The 17333-nt window shown below is 41.8% G+C and carries 15 protein-coding genes; 3 read left to right on the plus strand and 12 right to left on the minus strand.

Features of this window, described 5'->3' with window-relative positions; translation table 11 throughout:
• Positions 1–59: 59 nt before the first annotated feature.
• The 8 genes from purH to dsbD all read right to left on the minus strand — a co-directional run bounded on the left by purH (position 60) and on the right by dsbD (position 9037).
• The gene (purH, locus tag F612_RS0110275; RefSeq protein ID WP_019557687.1) at positions 60–1622 is read right to left on the minus strand and encodes a bifunctional phosphoribosylaminoimidazolecarboxamide formyltransferase/IMP cyclohydrolase; all 1563 of its coding nucleotides are present in this window, start codon (positions 1620–1622) and stop codon (positions 60–62) included.
• 56 nt (positions 1623–1678) lie between these two features.
• A complete protein-coding gene (locus F612_RS0110280; protein WP_019557688.1) occupies positions 1679–1933 on the minus strand; it encodes a helix-turn-helix domain-containing protein in 255 nt (84 codons plus the stop codon).
• Positions 1934–2022: 89 nt separating this feature from the next.
• On the minus strand, positions 2023–3003 hold the full coding sequence (dusB, locus tag F612_RS0110285; protein WP_019557689.1) for a tRNA dihydrouridine synthase DusB: 981 nt from the start codon (positions 3001–3003) through the stop codon (positions 2023–2025).
• 92 nt (positions 3004–3095) lie between these two features.
• The gene (prmA, locus tag F612_RS0110290; protein ID WP_019557690.1) at positions 3096–3971 is read right to left on the minus strand and encodes a 50S ribosomal protein L11 methyltransferase; all 876 of its coding nucleotides are present in this window, start codon (positions 3969–3971) and stop codon (positions 3096–3098) included.
• Positions 3972–4073: 102 nt separating this feature from the next.
• Positions 4074–5423 (minus strand): acetyl-CoA carboxylase biotin carboxylase subunit, encoded by a 1350-nt coding sequence (gene accC / locus F612_RS0110295; protein WP_019557691.1) that lies wholly within the window; start codon positions 5421–5423, stop codon positions 4074–4076.
• 12 nt (positions 5424–5435) lie between these two features.
• Complete coding sequence (accB, locus tag F612_RS0110300; protein ID WP_019557692.1) at positions 5436–5894, minus strand: acetyl-CoA carboxylase biotin carboxyl carrier protein; 459 nt, start codon at positions 5892–5894, stop codon at positions 5436–5438.
• Positions 5895–5996: 102 nt separating this feature from the next.
• Positions 5997–6434: a type II 3-dehydroquinate dehydratase gene (gene aroQ, locus F612_RS0110305; RefSeq protein WP_019557693.1), complete on the minus strand. Its 438-nt coding sequence runs from the start codon at positions 6432–6434 to the stop codon at positions 5997–5999.
• A 308-nt stretch (positions 6435–6742) separates the two neighbouring features.
• On the minus strand, positions 6743–9037 hold the full coding sequence (gene dsbD, locus F612_RS0110310; protein WP_019557694.1) for a protein-disulfide reductase DsbD: 2295 nt from the start codon (positions 9035–9037) through the stop codon (positions 6743–6745).
• Positions 9038–9320: 283 nt separating this feature from the next.
• Here dsbD and F612_RS12600 point away from each other — a divergent pair, with 283 nt between their 5' ends.
• Positions 9321–9812, plus strand: a complete 492-nt coding sequence (locus F612_RS12600; RefSeq protein WP_019557695.1) for an FxsA family protein — start codon at positions 9321–9323, stop codon at positions 9810–9812.
• A 244-nt stretch (positions 9813–10056) separates the two neighbouring features.
• Here the strand turns inward: F612_RS12600 and F612_RS0110320 are convergent, their stop codons facing one another.
• The 4 genes from F612_RS0110320 to F612_RS0110335 form a co-directional block, all read right to left on the minus strand.
• Positions 10057–10893, minus strand: a complete 837-nt coding sequence (locus F612_RS0110320) for an NAD-dependent epimerase/dehydratase family protein (RefSeq protein ID WP_019557696.1) — start codon at positions 10891–10893, stop codon at positions 10057–10059.
• Positions 10894–11116: 223 nt separating this feature from the next.
• Positions 11117–12373 carry an OmpP1/FadL family transporter gene (locus tag F612_RS0110325; RefSeq protein WP_019557697.1) on the minus strand — a complete coding sequence of 419 codons (1257 nt, stop codon included), beginning with the start codon at positions 12371–12373 and terminating at the stop codon, positions 11117–11119.
• A 556-nt stretch (positions 12374–12929) separates the two neighbouring features.
• A complete protein-coding gene (locus F612_RS0110330; protein WP_019557698.1) occupies positions 12930–13499 on the minus strand; it encodes a DUF302 domain-containing protein in 570 nt (189 codons plus the stop codon).
• Positions 13500–13637: 138 nt separating this feature from the next.
• Complete coding sequence (locus tag F612_RS0110335; RefSeq protein WP_019557699.1) at positions 13638–14780, minus strand: 4-phosphoerythronate dehydrogenase; 1143 nt, start codon at positions 14778–14780, stop codon at positions 13638–13640.
• Positions 14781–14990: 210 nt separating this feature from the next.
• On the opposite strand from F612_RS0110335, the gene F612_RS0110340 reads away from it, so the two are divergent.
• Together F612_RS0110340 and F612_RS0110345 are read left to right on the plus strand one after the other, a co-directional pair.
• Positions 14991–15638 carry an alpha/beta hydrolase gene (locus F612_RS0110340; RefSeq protein WP_019557700.1) on the plus strand — a complete coding sequence of 216 codons (648 nt, stop codon included), beginning with the start codon at positions 14991–14993 and terminating at the stop codon, positions 15636–15638.
• Positions 15639–15954: 316 nt separating this feature from the next.
• Positions 15955–17310 carry a TolC family protein gene (locus F612_RS0110345; protein ID WP_019557701.1) on the plus strand — a complete coding sequence of 452 codons (1356 nt, stop codon included), beginning with the start codon at positions 15955–15957 and terminating at the stop codon, positions 17308–17310.
• The last annotated feature ends 23 nt before the right edge of the window (positions 17311–17333 follow it).

Raw genomic sequence — 17333 nt, forward strand, 5'->3', positions numbered from 1 at the left:
GAGCATCGGCCGCTTTTACCCAACGCAGAAATTGAGTAAACAAGCCCTTCCGGAAAAATCTAGTGTTTGAAGTGTCTCATTCCTGTAAACACCATTGCAATACCATGTTCATTGGCGGCATCAATGATTTCTTGGTCACGCATGGAACCTCCTGGGTGAATCACGGCTGTAATGCCTGCTTCTGCCGCAGCATCAATTCCGTCACGGAATGGGAAGAATGCATCTGAAGCCATTACCGACCCTGGTACGACTAAGCCTTCGTCAGCCGCTTTAATGCCTGCGATCTTCGCAGAATAAACACGGCTCATTTGTCCTGCACCAACACCGATTGTCATGCCATCTTTAACGTAAACAATCGCATTAGATTTAACATATTTTGCGACTTTCCAAGCAAATAACAGGTCAGCCATCTGCTTATCGGTCGGCGCTCGTTTTGTGACAACGGTTAGGTCATCAGCCGCGACCGATCCTAAATCACGGTCTTGAACCAATAATCCACCTGTGACACGCTTATAGTCATATGCGGGCTGTTGACTGATAAGTGCGCCGCATTCCAATAAGCGTAGATTTTTCTTCGCTTCGATAATGGCTTGCGCTGCATCAGTCACCGTTGGAGCGATAATCACTTCAACGAACTGACGATCGACAATCGCTTGTGCTGTTTGGGCATCCAACTCGCGATTGAAAGCGATAATTCCGCCAAAAGCGGAGGTAGGATCGGTTTTGTAAGCACGATCATAAGCTTCAAAAAGAGTATCGCCAATTGAAACACCACAAGGGTTGGCATGCTTGACGATCACACACGCGATTTCATCAAAGGTTTTAACTAACTCAAGAGCCGCATCCGTATCCGCGATATTATTGAAAGAGAGCGCTTTACCTTGCAGTTGTGTAGCCGTTGAAATAGAGGCTTCATTCTGATTGTGCTCTGTGTAAAAAGCGGCTTTTTGGTGAGGGTTTTCACCATAACGCATGGACTGTTTTTTTACAAACTGAGAACTGTAGGTACGTGGGAAAGCATCATTCTCTTCGGTGTTAAACATCGTTCCGAAATAGTTAGCGATCGCGCCATCGTAACGTGCCGTTTGCTCAAAGGTTTTAATCGAAAGATCAAAACGTGTAGTCTGTGAAAGTTGGCCGTTATTGCTGGTCATTTCAGCCAAGATTCGTGCATAGTCCATAGGATCGGTGACGACAGCAACGTCTTTATGGTTTTTAGCCGCAGAGCGCAACATGGTTGGTCCACCGATATCGATGTTTTCAACAGCGTCTTCTAAAGAGCAGTTCGCTTTGGCTACTGTCGCTTCAAATGGGTAAAGGTTGACCACGACCATATCGATTGGATCTATGCCATGTTCAGCCATAATCGAATCATCCGTTCCACGACGACCTAAAAGACCACCGTGAATTTTTGGATGAAGGGTTTTAACACGTCCATCCATCATTTCTGGAAAACCGGTGTATTCAGAGACCTCTGTCACGGCTAGGCCAGCTTCTGACAATACCTTAAAAGTGCCGCCCGTTGAGAGGATAGCAACGTTCATTGCAATTAATGACTCAGCAAACTCTAAAATGCCGGTCTTGTCTGAGACGCTAATTAATGCGCGACGTACTGGTTTCATGAAACTTTCTCCAAAAATTAAAATCTACAAAAATAGGGGATAAATCGTCAAAAGGTCTAAATTAACTGAAACTTCTGCATCTTCTTTCTTAAGGTATTGCGGTTAATGCCTAAGATGAGTGCTGTTTGAGTTTGATTGTATTCTGTCTTCGCTAAGACAAACTCTAACATCGGTTTTTCAACCTGATGAATGACCATTTCATAAAGATCACAGGTCGTCTGTTCCTGAAGCGTGTCAAAATAAACCTCAAGGGTCTGGGTGACTTGTTCGCTCAGTGAAAGAGTGTGTTTTTCGGCGGCTGGTTTACTCATAGAATATTCAATTCAATCTGTTTAGTTAATGTTAAATATCAGGTAGTGTTTACTTCAAAAAATGATGTACAAAAAATAGACACTGAACGTTAATATGGCTTACTCAATAAAGGCTCAAAAAAACGCTCGATGATTGCAAGCTGGGCTTCTGGTGTTTGTAGTTGGTTGAACTGTTTGCGTAACTCTAGGCCTGCCGGAAGATGTTGTCCATACCAGCCGATGTGCTTACGAGCTATCCGTACCCCGAGCAACTCACCATATAACGTATGAATGCCTGATATATGTCGAATAATCGTTTGATAAAATTCATCGAACGAGGGCTCAGCAAATTTACTACCCGTTTTAAGGTAATGATTTATCTCACGAAAGATCCATGGGTAGCCTTGTGCGGCTCTGCCAATCATAATGCCGTCAACGGCCGTATATTTTAATACAAATTCGGCTTGTTCGGGTGTGCAAATGTCACCATTTGCAATCACAGGGATGTCGATCGCCTGTTTAACGGCTTTGATGGTCTCATATTCTGCCAAACCTCTAAATTTATCTTCACGAGTTCGACCGTGGATAGTGATGGCTTGTAGACCTTGTTGTTGAGCAATGTGTGCAATTTGCAAAGCATTGCGATTTTCTGCATCCGTACCCGTGCGTGTTTTGACAGTCACAGGCACATTGACCGCTGACACAACGGCGGCAAAAATATCGGTCACTCGACCTGGATCAGCCATTAAAGCGGAACCGGCTGCCACACTGCAGACTTTCTTAGCAGGGCAGCCCATATTTAAATCGATTATTTGTGCGCCTAAGGAGACTTGCCAAGCGGCAGCTTCGGCAAGTTCATTTGGGTCTGTACCAATTAATTGAATGGCACGCGGCTCTGGATCGTTCAGATTCGCTTGGCGAGTGGAAGATTTTTTAGACTCCCATAACTGTTTTTTAGACGCCACCATTTCGGCGAGCGTATAACAGGCGCCATTTTGTCGGCAAATGTCTCTAAAAACAGAATCGGTAATCCCCGCCATGGGTGCAAGCACGATATTGTGTTCAAAAAGGTGAGAACCAATCTGCAACATTTGTCTAAAGACTCAACTGTAAACTTACCAGGCCTGGTAAGTTTACATGTGGAGTGCTTAAAAGTAACACTGTCTTTTTTGTATTGAGCATATTAAGTCCGGATGCCTGCTAAAAGACCCCATTCCTCATGTTGCTCAAAGGTGTCGAGTTCAACGCCTAGGTCACGATAATGGTTTACTAATCCTTCTGCCTGATTGGCTAACAGACCAGACAAAATCAATGTTCCACCAGGTTTTAGTAGACGGATAAACTCACCTGCTAATTCTTTAACGGGGCCTGCCAAAATATTGGCGACCAATATATCAACCGGCTCCGAATCAAAGTCTTTAACGAGTTCAAAAGAGATATTCTCATGGTTGCGTTCAGCATTTTGTCGGCTGGCAGTAATCGCTTGCGGATCAATGTCGGTACCCACCACAGAGGCCGCACCCAGTTTTTGAGCCGCTAAGGCAAGAATACCGGAACCACATCCGTAGTCAATGACACTGAGATTTTTTGGGGCATGTTGATCCAGCCAAGTTAAACAGAGCGAGGTTGTGGGGTGTGTTCCGGTTCCAAATGCCATTCCGGGATCTAGCATTAAATTCACAGCGTCTGGTTGAGGTGCTTCTAACCAGCTGGGAACAATCCAGAGGTTGTCTCCGAATTGCATGGGTTTGAACAGATCCATCCAGGCACGAATCCAGTCTTTGTCTTCAAGTTGCTCAATTTTATAGGCCGATGCAGGGACTTCGGGAACCTGTTGAGTCAGCTGTTGAATGATGGCTTGAGGATTGGTTTCGGCATCAAATAATCCAACCACCTTGGTTCTGTCCCAAATAGGGGTTGTGCCCAACTCAGGCTCAAAAATAGGTTGGTCTTGAGCATCCTCAAACGTCACTGACGCAGCGTTATTCTCCATAAAAGCATCTGATAGAGGTTCTGCAATCGCTTCTGAGACCACTGTATTTATTTGAATCCAAGCCACTGTTTTATCTCCTTTTTTAAAACACAAAGGCACGAAGACCAAAGTTTAATAACTTCGAGTCTTCGTGCCTTTGTGGTTAAATCTTTTTTAGCCGAAGTAAATCTAAACTAAATGTTCTAAACGTTCTTCTAAATAGTGAATATTACGTCCACCGTCACAGAATCCACCGTCGTTCATGATTTCACGCTGTAGATGGATATTGGTTTCGATTCCCTTAATGACCATCTCGCTTAATGCGCTGTCCATACGACGAATCGCTGTTGTACGATCACTGCCAAAGCAGATTAGTTTACCAATCATAGAGTCATAATGTGGTGGAACGGCATATCCAGTATAGATATGTGAGTCCCAACGAACCCCTAGACCACCTGGCAAATGTAAACGCTCAATGGTGCCAGGAGAGGGCATGAAGTTTTTAGAAGGGTTTTCTGCATTTACACGACACTCAATGGCATGGCCTGTGATTTTGATGTCTTCCTGTTTCAAACTAAGCGGTCTGCCCATGGCGATTTCAATTTGCGCCTTCACCAAATCAATCCCCGTAACCATTTCAGTTACGCAATGTTCAACTTGTAAGCGGGTATTCATTTCAATAAAGAAGAACTCGCCATTTTCATATAGGAATTCGAAAGTACCTGCGCCACGGTAGTTGATTTCGATACATGCATTCACGCAAGCCGCACCAATTCGAGCGCGTTGCTCTTCCGTCACCCCTGGAGCGGGCGCTTCTTCAACGACTTTTTGATGACGGCGTTGCATAGAGCAATCACGTTCACCCAAATGAACCGCGTGGCCTTGACCGTCGGCTAATATTTGAATCTCGACATGACGAGGGTTTTCCAGGAATTTTTCCATGTAAACTTCCGGATTACCAAAGAAACTGCCCGCTTCAGATTTTGTCAGCTGAATCGATTTTAGAAGGCTGGCTTCAGTATGTACCACACGCATACCTCGTCCGCCGCCGCCGCCAGAAGCTTTGATAATAATTGGGTATCCAATCTCTTTGGCAACGCGATGGTTTTCGGCATCGTCTTCGCCTAAAGGTCCACCTGAACCAGGTACGGTTGGTACGCCAGCGGCTTTCATGGCACGGATGGCCATTACTTTATCGCCCATAATACGAATCGTTTCCGCTTTAGGGCCAATAAAAACAAAACCACTCTCTTCGACACGTTCGGCAAAGTCGGCGTTTTCAGATAAGAAGCCGTAACCTGGGTGAATCGCACCAGCGTCTGTGACTTCAGCCGCTGCAATGATGGCCGGAACATTTAAATAACTGTTGGTTGAAGCTGGGGGGCCAATACACACCGATTCATCTGCTAATAGGACGTGTTTCAGAGTCGCATCAGCCGTTGAATGCACAGCAACCGTTTTAATGCCTAACTCTTTACAAGCACGTAAAATGCGCATTGCAATCTCGCCACGATTGGCAATAAGGATTTTTTCAATCATTTACAATCTTCCTTATTCGATGATGAATAGTGGTTGATCATACTCAACCGCTTCACCGTTAATGCCCATGATTTTCTTGACGGTGCCAGAGGCATCAGACTCAATAGGATTCATGATTTTCATGGCTTCAATAATACACAGTGTATCACCTGTCGCCACCTGGTCACCGATTTGTACAAAGGCGCCAGCTTCAGGAGAAGGAGAGCCGTAAAAGGTTCCAACCATGGGTGACGTGACGGCATGACCACTGACTTCTGCAGGGGCTGCTGGCGTTGAAGTGGCTGCAACAATTGGCGCAGCTGCAGGTGCTGCATGCGCTGCATATGGGGCTGAAGCAGCAGGTGCTGAAATGTAAACAGGTTCTTTGCTGCGGGTGATGCGAATATTGTGCTCACCTTCTTTAATTTCGATTTCAGCAATGTCTGACTGTTCGACGATTTCAATTAACTTACGAATTGAACGAATATCCATTTGGTGAATCCTCTGCTTTGATTGTTTTTTGTTTTTTTATTTGTATTTGATTTTGTGTATTTTTTTAACGACGAAAAGTAAGCACCGCTTAATAAAAAGTGATTAACTCATTTTTTCTGAGGCCGCTAAAAATGCAAGTTCGTACCCTTTGGTGCCTAATCCTGCAATGACACCATCGGCCAAATCTGAAAAGTAAGAGTGTGCCCTAAAGTCTTCACGTTTGTGAATATTTGAGAGATGCACTTCAATAAAAGGGATGCTTACCGTCGCTAATGCATCACGAATCGCAACACTCGTATGGGTAAATGCAGCGGGATTGATAAGGATGTAATCAGTCCCATCATCCATCGCCTGGTGGATACGCTCTACAATTTCGTGTTCGGCATTACTTTGAAAGTTGAATAAGCGAATATTATGAATATCTGCCAGGGCTTCTAAAGACTCAATGATGTCTTCTAGGGTTTGGCGACCATAAATTTCAGGCTCGCGACGACCGAGCATATTTAAGTTTGGACCGTTAATCACGAGAAGTGTTCGCATAAAGCTTATTCCTGTAAATCGAATTGCAAAATTATAACTGAAAGTAGAGTTGACTGCTATTTAAAACCGATAAAAGCAGGGTAATTTCTGCACGAAATGAGGTGTTCTGTTTTGAAAAGTAATAAAGTTAAAGTTTTTTGGCTTGAATAAGGCTGAGTGAAAGGCTGGGGTGGTGGAGTTTTACTTTCAGTGCGGTGTCTCAATGAGACTGCTTAGGCATATCCACAGGCTTGTTATAAAAATGCCCTGTCAGAGATTGTCTGGACAGGGCATTTAATCTTGAGAAAATTGTTTAAATCGATTGGATGTTATTGATAGGCTCGGTTGATGTGCTGGACAAAGACATCGCCTGGTTTAAAACCAACCACACGTTGTGATTTTTGTTCTATCCCTGAAGCGTTAAAAAACAAAATCGCAGGAGGGCCGATTAAGCCAAATTTTTTCATAAGAGCTTTATCGATATCATCATTTTTGGTCACGTCAGCTTGTAATAGGGTGACGCCTGTTAAAGCTTGATGAACCTGTGGTTGGGTAAAGGTTAACTTTTCCATCTCTTTACAGCTGATGCACCAGTCAGCATAAAAATCGAGCATAACAGGTTGGCCTTTTGCAAGTTCAGCCTCTAATTCCTTAATGTTTTTAATCGTCTTGAAATTTAGGTGCTCAGATTGCAACTGAGCGCTATTTGAACTGCCCTTAAACGTTTTTAAAGGATGAAACATATCGTTACTACCGCCCATTAATCCAATCAAAATCATGGTGCCATAAAGGAATAAAATTAATGCAAAACCTTTAACTAATTTTAGCCAACCTGATTTGGTGAACGTTGATTCAAATGCTCCCATATATACCGCTGAGATGATAAATAACATTGCCCAACTTAACATAGCGATCTCTGCTGGAATGATACGTTCGAGCATCCAAATTGCAATACCGATCAGCATGACTCCGAAGACGGCTTTGACGTTGTCCATCCAAGCGCCTGCTCGAGGTAGTAGCTTGCCAGCCGATGCTCCTAAGATTAATAGAGGCAGTCCCATACCAATGCTCATCGCAAACAGAGCGACCCCCCCTAACAAGGCATCACCCGTTTGACCAATGTAAATTAAAGCACCTGCTAAAGGAGGAGCAACACAAGGGCCGACAATCAAAGCCGATAAAAAGCCCATAATGGCAACACCCGTTAAGGTCCCGCCTTGTTGTTTATTGGACATGCTCGTGAGCTTGGATTGTAAACGATTAGGTAGTTGCAGGTCATAAAACCCAAACATAGACAGTGAGAGCAATATAAAAATGAAACTGAACGAGCCAATAATCCATGGGTTCTGGAAGGCCGCTTGAAGGTTCTCACCGAACATGCCAGCTAATACACCAGCGACGGTATAAGTCACCGACATCGCTAAGACATATACCAATGACATGATGAACGCACGTTTAGTGGTCAGTTTATGACCTTGGCCGACGATGATACTAGAAAGGATGGGGATCATTGGGAATACACAAGGTGTAAAGGCGAGCAGTAAACCAAAGATAAAGAAAGTCGCAATCACAATCCAAACACTGCTGTTTTTCAAAGTATCAGCGATTTGATCACTTTCAGAAAGCGCTTCACCCGTTGTAGAGGGCACACTATTTGATGTCTTTAACTCGGAATTATTTTGTTGAATCGTTTGTATGTCACCAGGGTCTAATGAGATCTGTTTTTTAATGGGAGGATAGCAAACGCCTGCAGAGGTGGAGCACCCCTGGAACTCCACTTGTATGACGGCTGATGATGTCAGGGTCTGGATAGGTAGGTGGCCTGTCATCAGCCCGTGATAAACCATGGTTTTCCCAAATAGAGGGTCATCAATTTGTTCTGCTTTAGGCAGTTGCAGTTCACCAATAGAGACGTCGCCATTCAACACGCGGACTTTAAACTTATCTTGGTAGAGGTGATAGTCGTGCGCGATGTTCCAACTCAATTCAAGTTGACCGTCCGCACTGATTTGGTAAGAAAACTGAAAAGCTTTTTCGGCATCCAGTAATTCAGGTTGATTGTTATCTTGTTTAAAAAAGTTATTCAGGGCGGATAAAGAATTCAATCCGTTAGAAGTCTCTGGTAAAGTTGCTTGACTTACGGCTTGAGTAGTCGGTAGTTCAATCTTAAAGGTACGTGTTTGCGGAGGGTAACAAACCCCAATTTTATCTGCACAACCTTGGTAACTAACGGTTAAAGTGGTGGTTATCGCGTTGTTTGAGCTGTTTTGAAAAGGCAGGCTCGCCGTAGCGGAGTGTTCATAAATTTCAGTTTTACCAAAGATCGCATCATCAACCATCTTGGCTTTTGAATACTGTGCGGCTTGGACAGCAGTCGAGTCAGATGTGATTGACATCTTATCTCTATATAGATGATAGTCGTCAGCAATTTTCCATGAAAGAATAATGTTCTGGTCTTTTATTGTCGGCGGCTGCAACGTAAAGGCATCATCAACCTCAAGTAGCTCATCAGAGGCATACACGGCAGGGGAGTGTATAAATGATGTTAACAGTCCAACCATGAGTAAGTTCGCGAACAAACTGTTCATGATTTTTTTTAAAAAACTCGAGTTATTCTGAGGCATAATTTTTTCTCATCTCATTTCTTATGAAGTATGGCTTGAAAGTTTGATCGTTTAACCTTATATAACTTGAAACTGATATAACGTCACAGACGGTTGTAAAGACCTTAAAAAGTCATGGAATCTATAGGTCAATTGCTTACTGTCAGCCATTCTATAATACTTTTTACAATTGGGCAGGCCTGGTTTGTCATACATTGCATATTAATTAATGCTAATGAATATTAAAACGAGTATTGAAAAGAATCAATACGCTAAAAACCCCTACTGCTAAAGAGACCTTGATATGCGAATTTTATTTCTACTGTTGTTTGTTATTCCCTTAGTTGAGCTGTATTTTTTAATTCAGGTCGGTGAGAATATTGGCGCTTTGCCAACGGTTCTGTTAACGATATTTACCGCAATGGTCGGAATCGCTTTGATGAGGATACAAGGGTTGGCAATTATGCAGAAGGCACAGTTGTCCATGGCAGCGGGTCAGCCACCGACAACAGAAGTGATGGAAGGCGTGTTTATCTTTTTAGGAGGTATCTTTCTGTTTTTCCCTGGGTTGATCACTGACGGTATTGGTTTTCTGTTTCTAATGCCGTTTGTCAGGCACTTTTTAATTAAATTGAGTGTAAATGGTATGCAAAGCAGAGGGCAATTTCGTCAGAAAACACAACAAGATGAGTATTTCGAAGGTGAGTGGAGAGAATCAACCCATGACACACGCCAGATTAAAGATGATGTGATTGAGGGTGAAATTATTGAATCTAGCGATTCGGTTAAAAAGTAGCTCAAAAAGGTTTATTGCCAAGGCGTGAAACGTTAGGTTTTTAATTTAGGTTTTTAATAAAAACTATTTGATCAGGCCTGGTCAAGATAAAAAACGGAATTTAACAAAGCCTAAACACTTGCTTAGACATTAAGGTCATCCACTTAAGAGAATACAATCACACTCAAATCAAAAAGAGCCTTAAAAAGCTCTCGCCTTAACCATTGACAAGCTCTTACTGCTTTTAAAAATGTTTATACCTGACCTAAAATAAAGCAATATAGCCCTCTTTGTACGTTGGATATTTAAATGTATACCCAGTCGCTCTTATTTTGGCATTTGAGATACGTTTATTGCTACGCATTAACCGGGCATTTTCAGATGCTTCTTTGTGTTGAATCTCTGGCACGCACAGTTCCTCGGCTAACCATTCATAGACTTCACATGCCAAAGTGGGTTGATTGTCTACCCCAACATAAAGTGATTCAATGCTTTCTGGATTGTCTTCATTTAGATTGAGCAGGTGAGTGAGCATTCCAGCGCAATCCGCCGAATGAATGCGATTACTCCAAACGTCCTCCATGCAGTGCGCTTTACCTGAACGCACCAAATCAATTAAATAGGTGCGCCCAGGGCCGTAAATTCCACCAAAACGAATAACCGTTGATGGAAAGTCACTCTCTAGAGCGATGACTTCACCTTCTAATATTCGTTTAGTTGAAAAACTAGTGTCATGTGTTGAGCTCGATTCACTGACCAGTTCACCTTCGTTTTGCCCAAATACTGAAGAGCTGGAGATAAAAAACAGACGCTTAATCTCTTGGTCTTTTAAGGCTTTAAGTAGATTTTTTAAGCCAGAAACATAGGCTTGGTAGTAAGCAGAGTCTTTGAACTTACCTGCTGAGGCCATATAAAAAACATAATCAATCTCTTTTGGAAGGTCATTGATTGGGGTGGATAAGTTCGCTTCGATAGGTTCGATGCAATCAGGCAAGGCATCAATATTTCGGCGTAAGCCAAATACTTTATGTCCTTGTTGTGCCAGCTCGGTGCCTAGTAAGCAACCAACATCACCGCAGCCTGCTATTAAAATATTTGCCATAACAATTTCTCCCTGTTTTGCCCATAGTAAATCAAAACGGAGAAATCAAAAAGCGAAATTAATGCTTAAAAAGTAAAATATTTTGTGAGTGGGGGGTGTTAGGTCTGGAAGGGCATCTTTGTGCGGATTTTGAGGTGAATTAAGGCAAAAAAACCGCGAGAGGATTAACTCCTTTCACGGTTTTTATAAGCATTACTTACTAATTTTAGCCAAGGCTAAGAAATTAGAAGTTGTAACGAACACTCATTGTATAAGCAGATTGTGAATGCTTAGTTGTTGTGTTCCCCATTCCTAGGGCTGTCAAATCACTCGTGACTTTGACTTCTGGAGCGATAACCACTGCAGCATCAATTGCAACGTTCTTAGTGATCTTATACCCACCACCTAGAGAGAAATGTTGCTCAGTAATTGCTGGGAAGAACACGTTGTTGAACATGTTTGTTACCGCACCTGCGTAAGTAGTACCGTCTTGTTGTTTAATAGGGTTGTCTGCTTTATTGTAACCCGCTCCTACCCAATAACCATTTCCTTGGTATTTAGCACCAACAGAAATTACATTTTGATCTTCCCATCCAAAATCGCTGTAACCTTTTGCATCGCTCCACTTAATTTGTTTAAAATCACCTGTTAATGTGATGTTATTCATTTTATATGCAATACCAGCTTTAAGTTCAGCTGGTTGCTCTAGGTTATCAGCGAATGCTGATGGGAAGCCTGCTGCCGGGTTAACAAAGGGCTGAGATGCCGTAGAAAGTTGACCATCATATTTCATGTCGATTGCTGACGTATAGCTTGCAGCTACTGTCAAATCTTCGTTGATATCAAAATAACCACCCAGGCTATATCCAAATCCAAGGTCAGATGCTGCACCTTTACCGATGTATGTAGATGTTCCTGTTGGGTTTCCAGCGCCATCACGGTTTGGGTTTGCATAGTTGATATCTAAAGCACCATACTGGATGATTGGTGAGAAACCAATTCCAAAGTTGTCTTTATTGAATGCTAGAGTTGGTACAAAACGCATAATCTGTAAATTTGATTGTGCTTCAAATTGATTGTATTGACCAGTTGCAGCGTTAAGAGCATTTCCAGAGTAATCGACACCCATACCAGAAGTACCGTACATGCCGATACCAAACGTTAAAGATTCATTAATGCGGCTTGTTAGTGATACTGAAGGGATTACATATGTATCACCAGAGCTCGTTGCAAATGCTTGGCCATCCCCGTCTACTACACCATTGTTACTGACATCTGGTTGGAACAAGGTTCCACCAAAAGTAAATTCAGTGCCGGTGGATTTACCGATCATCGCAGGGTTAACAACGACGCTTTCAGCACCATAAAATGCCGCAACACCTGTTCCACCCATTGCAGAAGACTGTGCGCCAACACCAGTCATGTTTGTGCCGTTTGTCGCCATTGCTGATGAAGCAAAGATGGTCGCTGAAACAGCTAGAGCTACTTTAGTCATTTTCATTTTTTTATTTACTCTCTTAAGTGTATTTTAAGCCTTTGCGGAATAGTCAGTGCAAGGCTTATGGTCATTTAGTCGTTTGGCAGATTTTTTATCTGCGTAAATTTCATGAGTTACTATGCAATACAAAAAAAATATTTGGTAATCAAAAGAATTTAAGGGTTGATTAATAAAGGTAATGCCTAATATTAGAGCAACTTAATATTTATAGGGGTATAAGTTTTAATAGAGTTTGTTATAGTTAACTTATTGAAATGTATGAGTTTTTAGTATTTTATATATATGTCATAATGTTTTATGAAACATGGTTTGTAAATAGGCTGTCATAAAACATTATTTTAATAATTAAATGGCAGAACAGAATAAATTGATGAGGTGCCAAGTGGTCACTCATAAGAGTTAATTAGATTTGTCAACAATAGAGTGATCTAAAAATTAAATTTTGTTAGGGCAATAAAAAACCGCGAATGGATTGAATCAATTCGCGGTTTTTTATTTTATTGGCTAGGCACTAGACGCTGTAAGTCAGACCTGGCCTGGTCACTTTAAAAGGCTTGGTTTAGAATGCGCCCGTTTTACCGTTTTCTAGCATCTTCCACATGGCGTTACGAACTTGCATCGTCGCTTCAAGTAATTCAGGAGGCATTTTCTTACCCATCTTGATTGCCATATCCATATTCATTGTATAAAGATGAAGGCCATCTTCTTCCTCAATGATGTTGACACGACAAGGAAGGAACCCACCCATTGCTGGAGAGAAATCAACCATTTTACGCGCAGTTTCTGGGTTACAGAAAGACATTACGTGCAGTACTTTAGATTCGACACCGCGTGCTATAAGCTCTTCAGAAAGCGGTAGTTCACCAACGTTCTTAAGGTTGTAATTGGTGCCTACCGAGTTGATTGCATCCTTAACTTCTTCAAGTGTAATACCGTCGTCTACTTTAACTTCCCACATAGTAGCATCAGCGATATCACCTTCTGACTCAACCCATTTGTCCCAGACAGACATGAATGTCTCACCGGCACCGTCATTTAGGTTACCGATGGCATTCATCGTTCCACAACCAGAAAGGGTGGTTACAGCTGCAGCAAGAATACTTGCTTTTAATAAATTCACTAATTTCATTTTGTTCTCCGTTGAATATAAGGTATTTCGCTCTTTACTCACACTAGATTACGGGTTCTAAAGTAAAAAGCAATTTGATTTTTTTTGGTGGTTAATAACTTTTGTTTATTAAGAAATTCTAATACGCTAATATCAATTTTACGTATTGAGGCTAAAGCCTAGTGTTCTTATGAGTTTATAAACATTTTCATTGTTAGACACATGTACTGAGTGGCAATGCCATTCTCGATAAATGGGAAAATTACGCCGATAAAACTCATACTTATTATGTATTTCTGTGATGGAATCGGCCCGAATGGCCGCATCATCTTGGTGTGAATTATGCGTTTTCTTAAAAAGGGAATTTAGAATGGTTTGTGTTGGTCCAGGCTCAGAAATCACAAGTTCTGGTAGCGCGCTTGGCAACTCTTTTTTCCAGGCCAGTTGTTGAGGGGTTTTCCAGAAATTGCACAGTGCCTGATAAACCATTTCACTGCCGGCCACTTTAGCTTCTAATGAATGGCCTGCTATATGGGGCGTTGCTAGGTAAGCTGTTTTATATAGGGACTCTGAAATAGTTGGCTCGTTTTCCCAGCAATCTATCACATTGGCAAGCGTGGGGGTTTTGCACCAGGCGGATTCATTTATAATGCCTCCTCTGGCCGCATTGATAAGGATTTGATGCGGTAATATTTTTTCTAGGCGTTCAGCAGAAAGCAGGTCTAATGTTGCATCTTGACCACTCACGGTCAATGGTGTATGAAAGGTGATGATGTCTGCTTTAAGGCAGGTTTCTAAATCCACAAAACTTTCTTGCGAATTTTCCAAAGTTTGTTGGCGTTGTCTTGGTGGATCGTTTAACAGACATGTAATACCTAAGGCAGTTGCTTTTTCATGCACTAGATGGCCAACATGGCCAACTCCTATAATGCCTAAGGTTTTTTGTGTCAAATCAAACTCTTTAGTTTCTGCCAGATCAAATAAAGCACTGATGACAAATTCTGCAACAGAGTTAGCGTTACAGCCTTGTGCAGAATAGAATGTGATGCCTTTCTCTTTTAAATAGGTTTGGTCAATATGGTCGAGCCCCACCACTGTACTGCCAACGAATTGGACAGAACTGCCTTTAAGCAATTCAGCGTTGACTTGAGTTCTGGAGCGAACAATTAATGCATCTGCATGTTTAATGGATGCGGCATCAATATTTTTGCCCGGCAGTGTTACCACTTCTCCGAGATGAGAGAAGATAGCTTTCGCATAGGGGATGGCATCATCAATGATGATTGTTTTTTGGTTTGTCATGGTTGAAAGGATCTTTGTGCCGTCTGTTGTGTAATTCCATACAATACGTTTCAAGGTTTGTTTTGTAAATAGTTAAATAATAGGGGGTCTAATTATTGAGTCCCTATAATAGGCATTGATGTCAGGTAGAAAAGATCGGTTAAGCCAAGTTTTGTTCAGGCTGTCATGCATTTAATAGTAATGATTACTAAAGAGTAGGGAGAAATTTATTTGAACACAAAATCAGTTACAGAGTTAATTCCTAGCCAAAATGGTTTAATCGAGGTACGTTATAAAGCACTTTCATCTGAAAGTGAAGTTACAGATAAGGTCATGAAGTTGGTTGTTCTGAGTCATCCACATCCTTTATATGGTGGCACCATGAATAATAAAATTATCACCACTATGGAGCGTGCTTTTCAGTCGTTAGGTTATGTGACGGTAGCCTACAATTTTAGAGGGGTGGGCAAAAGTGAAGGGGAGCATGATCAAGGCATCGGTGAACAAAACGATTTAGTTGAGGTCATTGAATGGGCAAAGCAACGTTTTAAAAGCACGCATTTGACCTTGGCAGGCTTTTCTTTTGGCAGTTATGTGGCATTAAAAGCGTATCAGGAATTTAATAAAACACTTAGTGTCGATGCCTTGTGTACGGTTGCTCCACCCGTGGGTTTATATGACTTTTCTGGAATTCATCCGGTGAAAGTGCCTTGGGTGTTAATTCAGGGAGGTAAGGATGAGGTTGTTTCATCGACTGAAATACTGCGGTGGGCCATGGCGGGAGAGCTTCAGCCCGATATCTATTGGCGAGCAAAGGCCGGTCATTTTTTACACGGTGAGTTAATCTGGTTAAAAAATATTATTTTGCTTGTTTATTAGGGTGCTACGGGTCTTTTTTTAATGTTTTTTTTAAAAATTAATAAATTGGTGATGTTTAGAATAATAAATATAAGCATTTCCTTATATTGAAGTTTACTTACAAATGCTTATAATGCCACATATTAGAAAATTCTTATATGCTAATAAGGTTGTGTTATGACGAGGTTGTAGCTACTCTTATCGACATGTAGGTTCAATGATTACGTTGGTTTGTGAATGGGTTGTCTACCGTCGTGAAGAGAGATGCAATAGACCCCCCTATTGTAAAAGTCCCCCCGTTGGCGTCCTGTTTTGCATCAGGTTATTTGGAGTAAAAATGAAAAAAAATAAAATACTAAAATTTAAGTTGTCGGCACTGGCGTTGGCACTCTCTTCATCCCTCTCTTTTAATGCCAAAGCAGAAACATATGATTTTAAACAATGTGTTGAAAGTGCTTTAAATCAAAACCCTGAAATGGACGTAAGTTCCGCACGTATTCATCAAGCCCAATCGGCCTTAGGCAAAGCAGAAGCCAGTCGTTTACCGCAAATTACCTTGTCAATGACAGGTTCAAACTCGGATAATGCTTTGAATGTGTTTGGTATGAAACTTCAGCAGCGGTCAGTAGATACACAAACAGATTTTCAGCCAAGTACTTTAAACAACCCAAACGCGCATACCGACTTTAATACCCGTATAGAGGTATTATTACCAGTCTGGAATGGGGGCAAAATAAGCAGTTATGAGGACCAAGCTGCAGCTATGATTCAGGCTGCACGTCAAGGAGATGTTGCAGTACAGCAGTATCTTACCTTCAATGTCTACCAAGCTTATGAAGCCGTGCATGCCGCACGTTCTTATATTAATGTTGCTGAGCAAGCCAAACTAACGGCTGATGAATTTGTTAGAACGACTAAAAACTTAGTCGAGCAAGGAATTGTGGTTCGATCTGAATTTTTGAGTGCTAAAGTAAATCAGTCTTCGACTGAAGTCGCCTTGTTAAAAGCGCAAGGTCAAGAGCAAATCGCCTTAGATACTTTAAAGATGTTAATGAATGTTGATGTCAATCAGGAGGTTGATGTTGCTGAACGTACTGATTTGGAATTGCCGGCAACTTCAGTAGAGTCATTATTATCCATGGCAATGGCAACCAATCCTCAGTTAGAAGCCAAACGAAAGGAGGCATACTCGACAAAGTTTGCGATTGAAGCCGCGAAGGCAGACTACTATCCGAGTTTTAATGTTATGTTGAGACAAGAGTGGAATGATGAGGCTCCAGCTTTAAATCATAGCTCCTATACCGTTGCCGGTGTCGTTTCTTGGAAAATTACCGATTTTGGGGTAACCAGTAATTCAGTCGATATGGCCAAATCTGCAGCCCTTGAGAAAAAGTCTGCTTTACATTCTGAGGAGAATAAAACACGTCTTGAAGTCTTAACGGCATGGCGCAAAATGGAGGTGGCTATTAAGCAAGTTGACTTCAATATATTGGCCGTTGAACAGGCTAGTGAAGCTCAAAAATTAGTCCTGAAGCGATATGAAGGTGGTGTTGCTACTATGACAGAGGTGTTAGCGGCTCAAACTCAATTAGATAAGGCCAGAGCGGAACTTGTTGCGGCTAAATATGATGTCAATGTCTTTAAAGCCAAAATTCGCCTGGTCACCGGCACCATGAATATTAATCATTTGTAATGAGCGATGATGGTAGACAATAT

This window comes from Thiomicrorhabdus arctica DSM 13458 (genome assembly GCF_000381085.1).
Taxonomy (GTDB): domain Bacteria; phylum Pseudomonadota; class Gammaproteobacteria; order Thiomicrospirales; family Thiomicrospiraceae; genus Thiomicrorhabdus; species Thiomicrorhabdus arctica.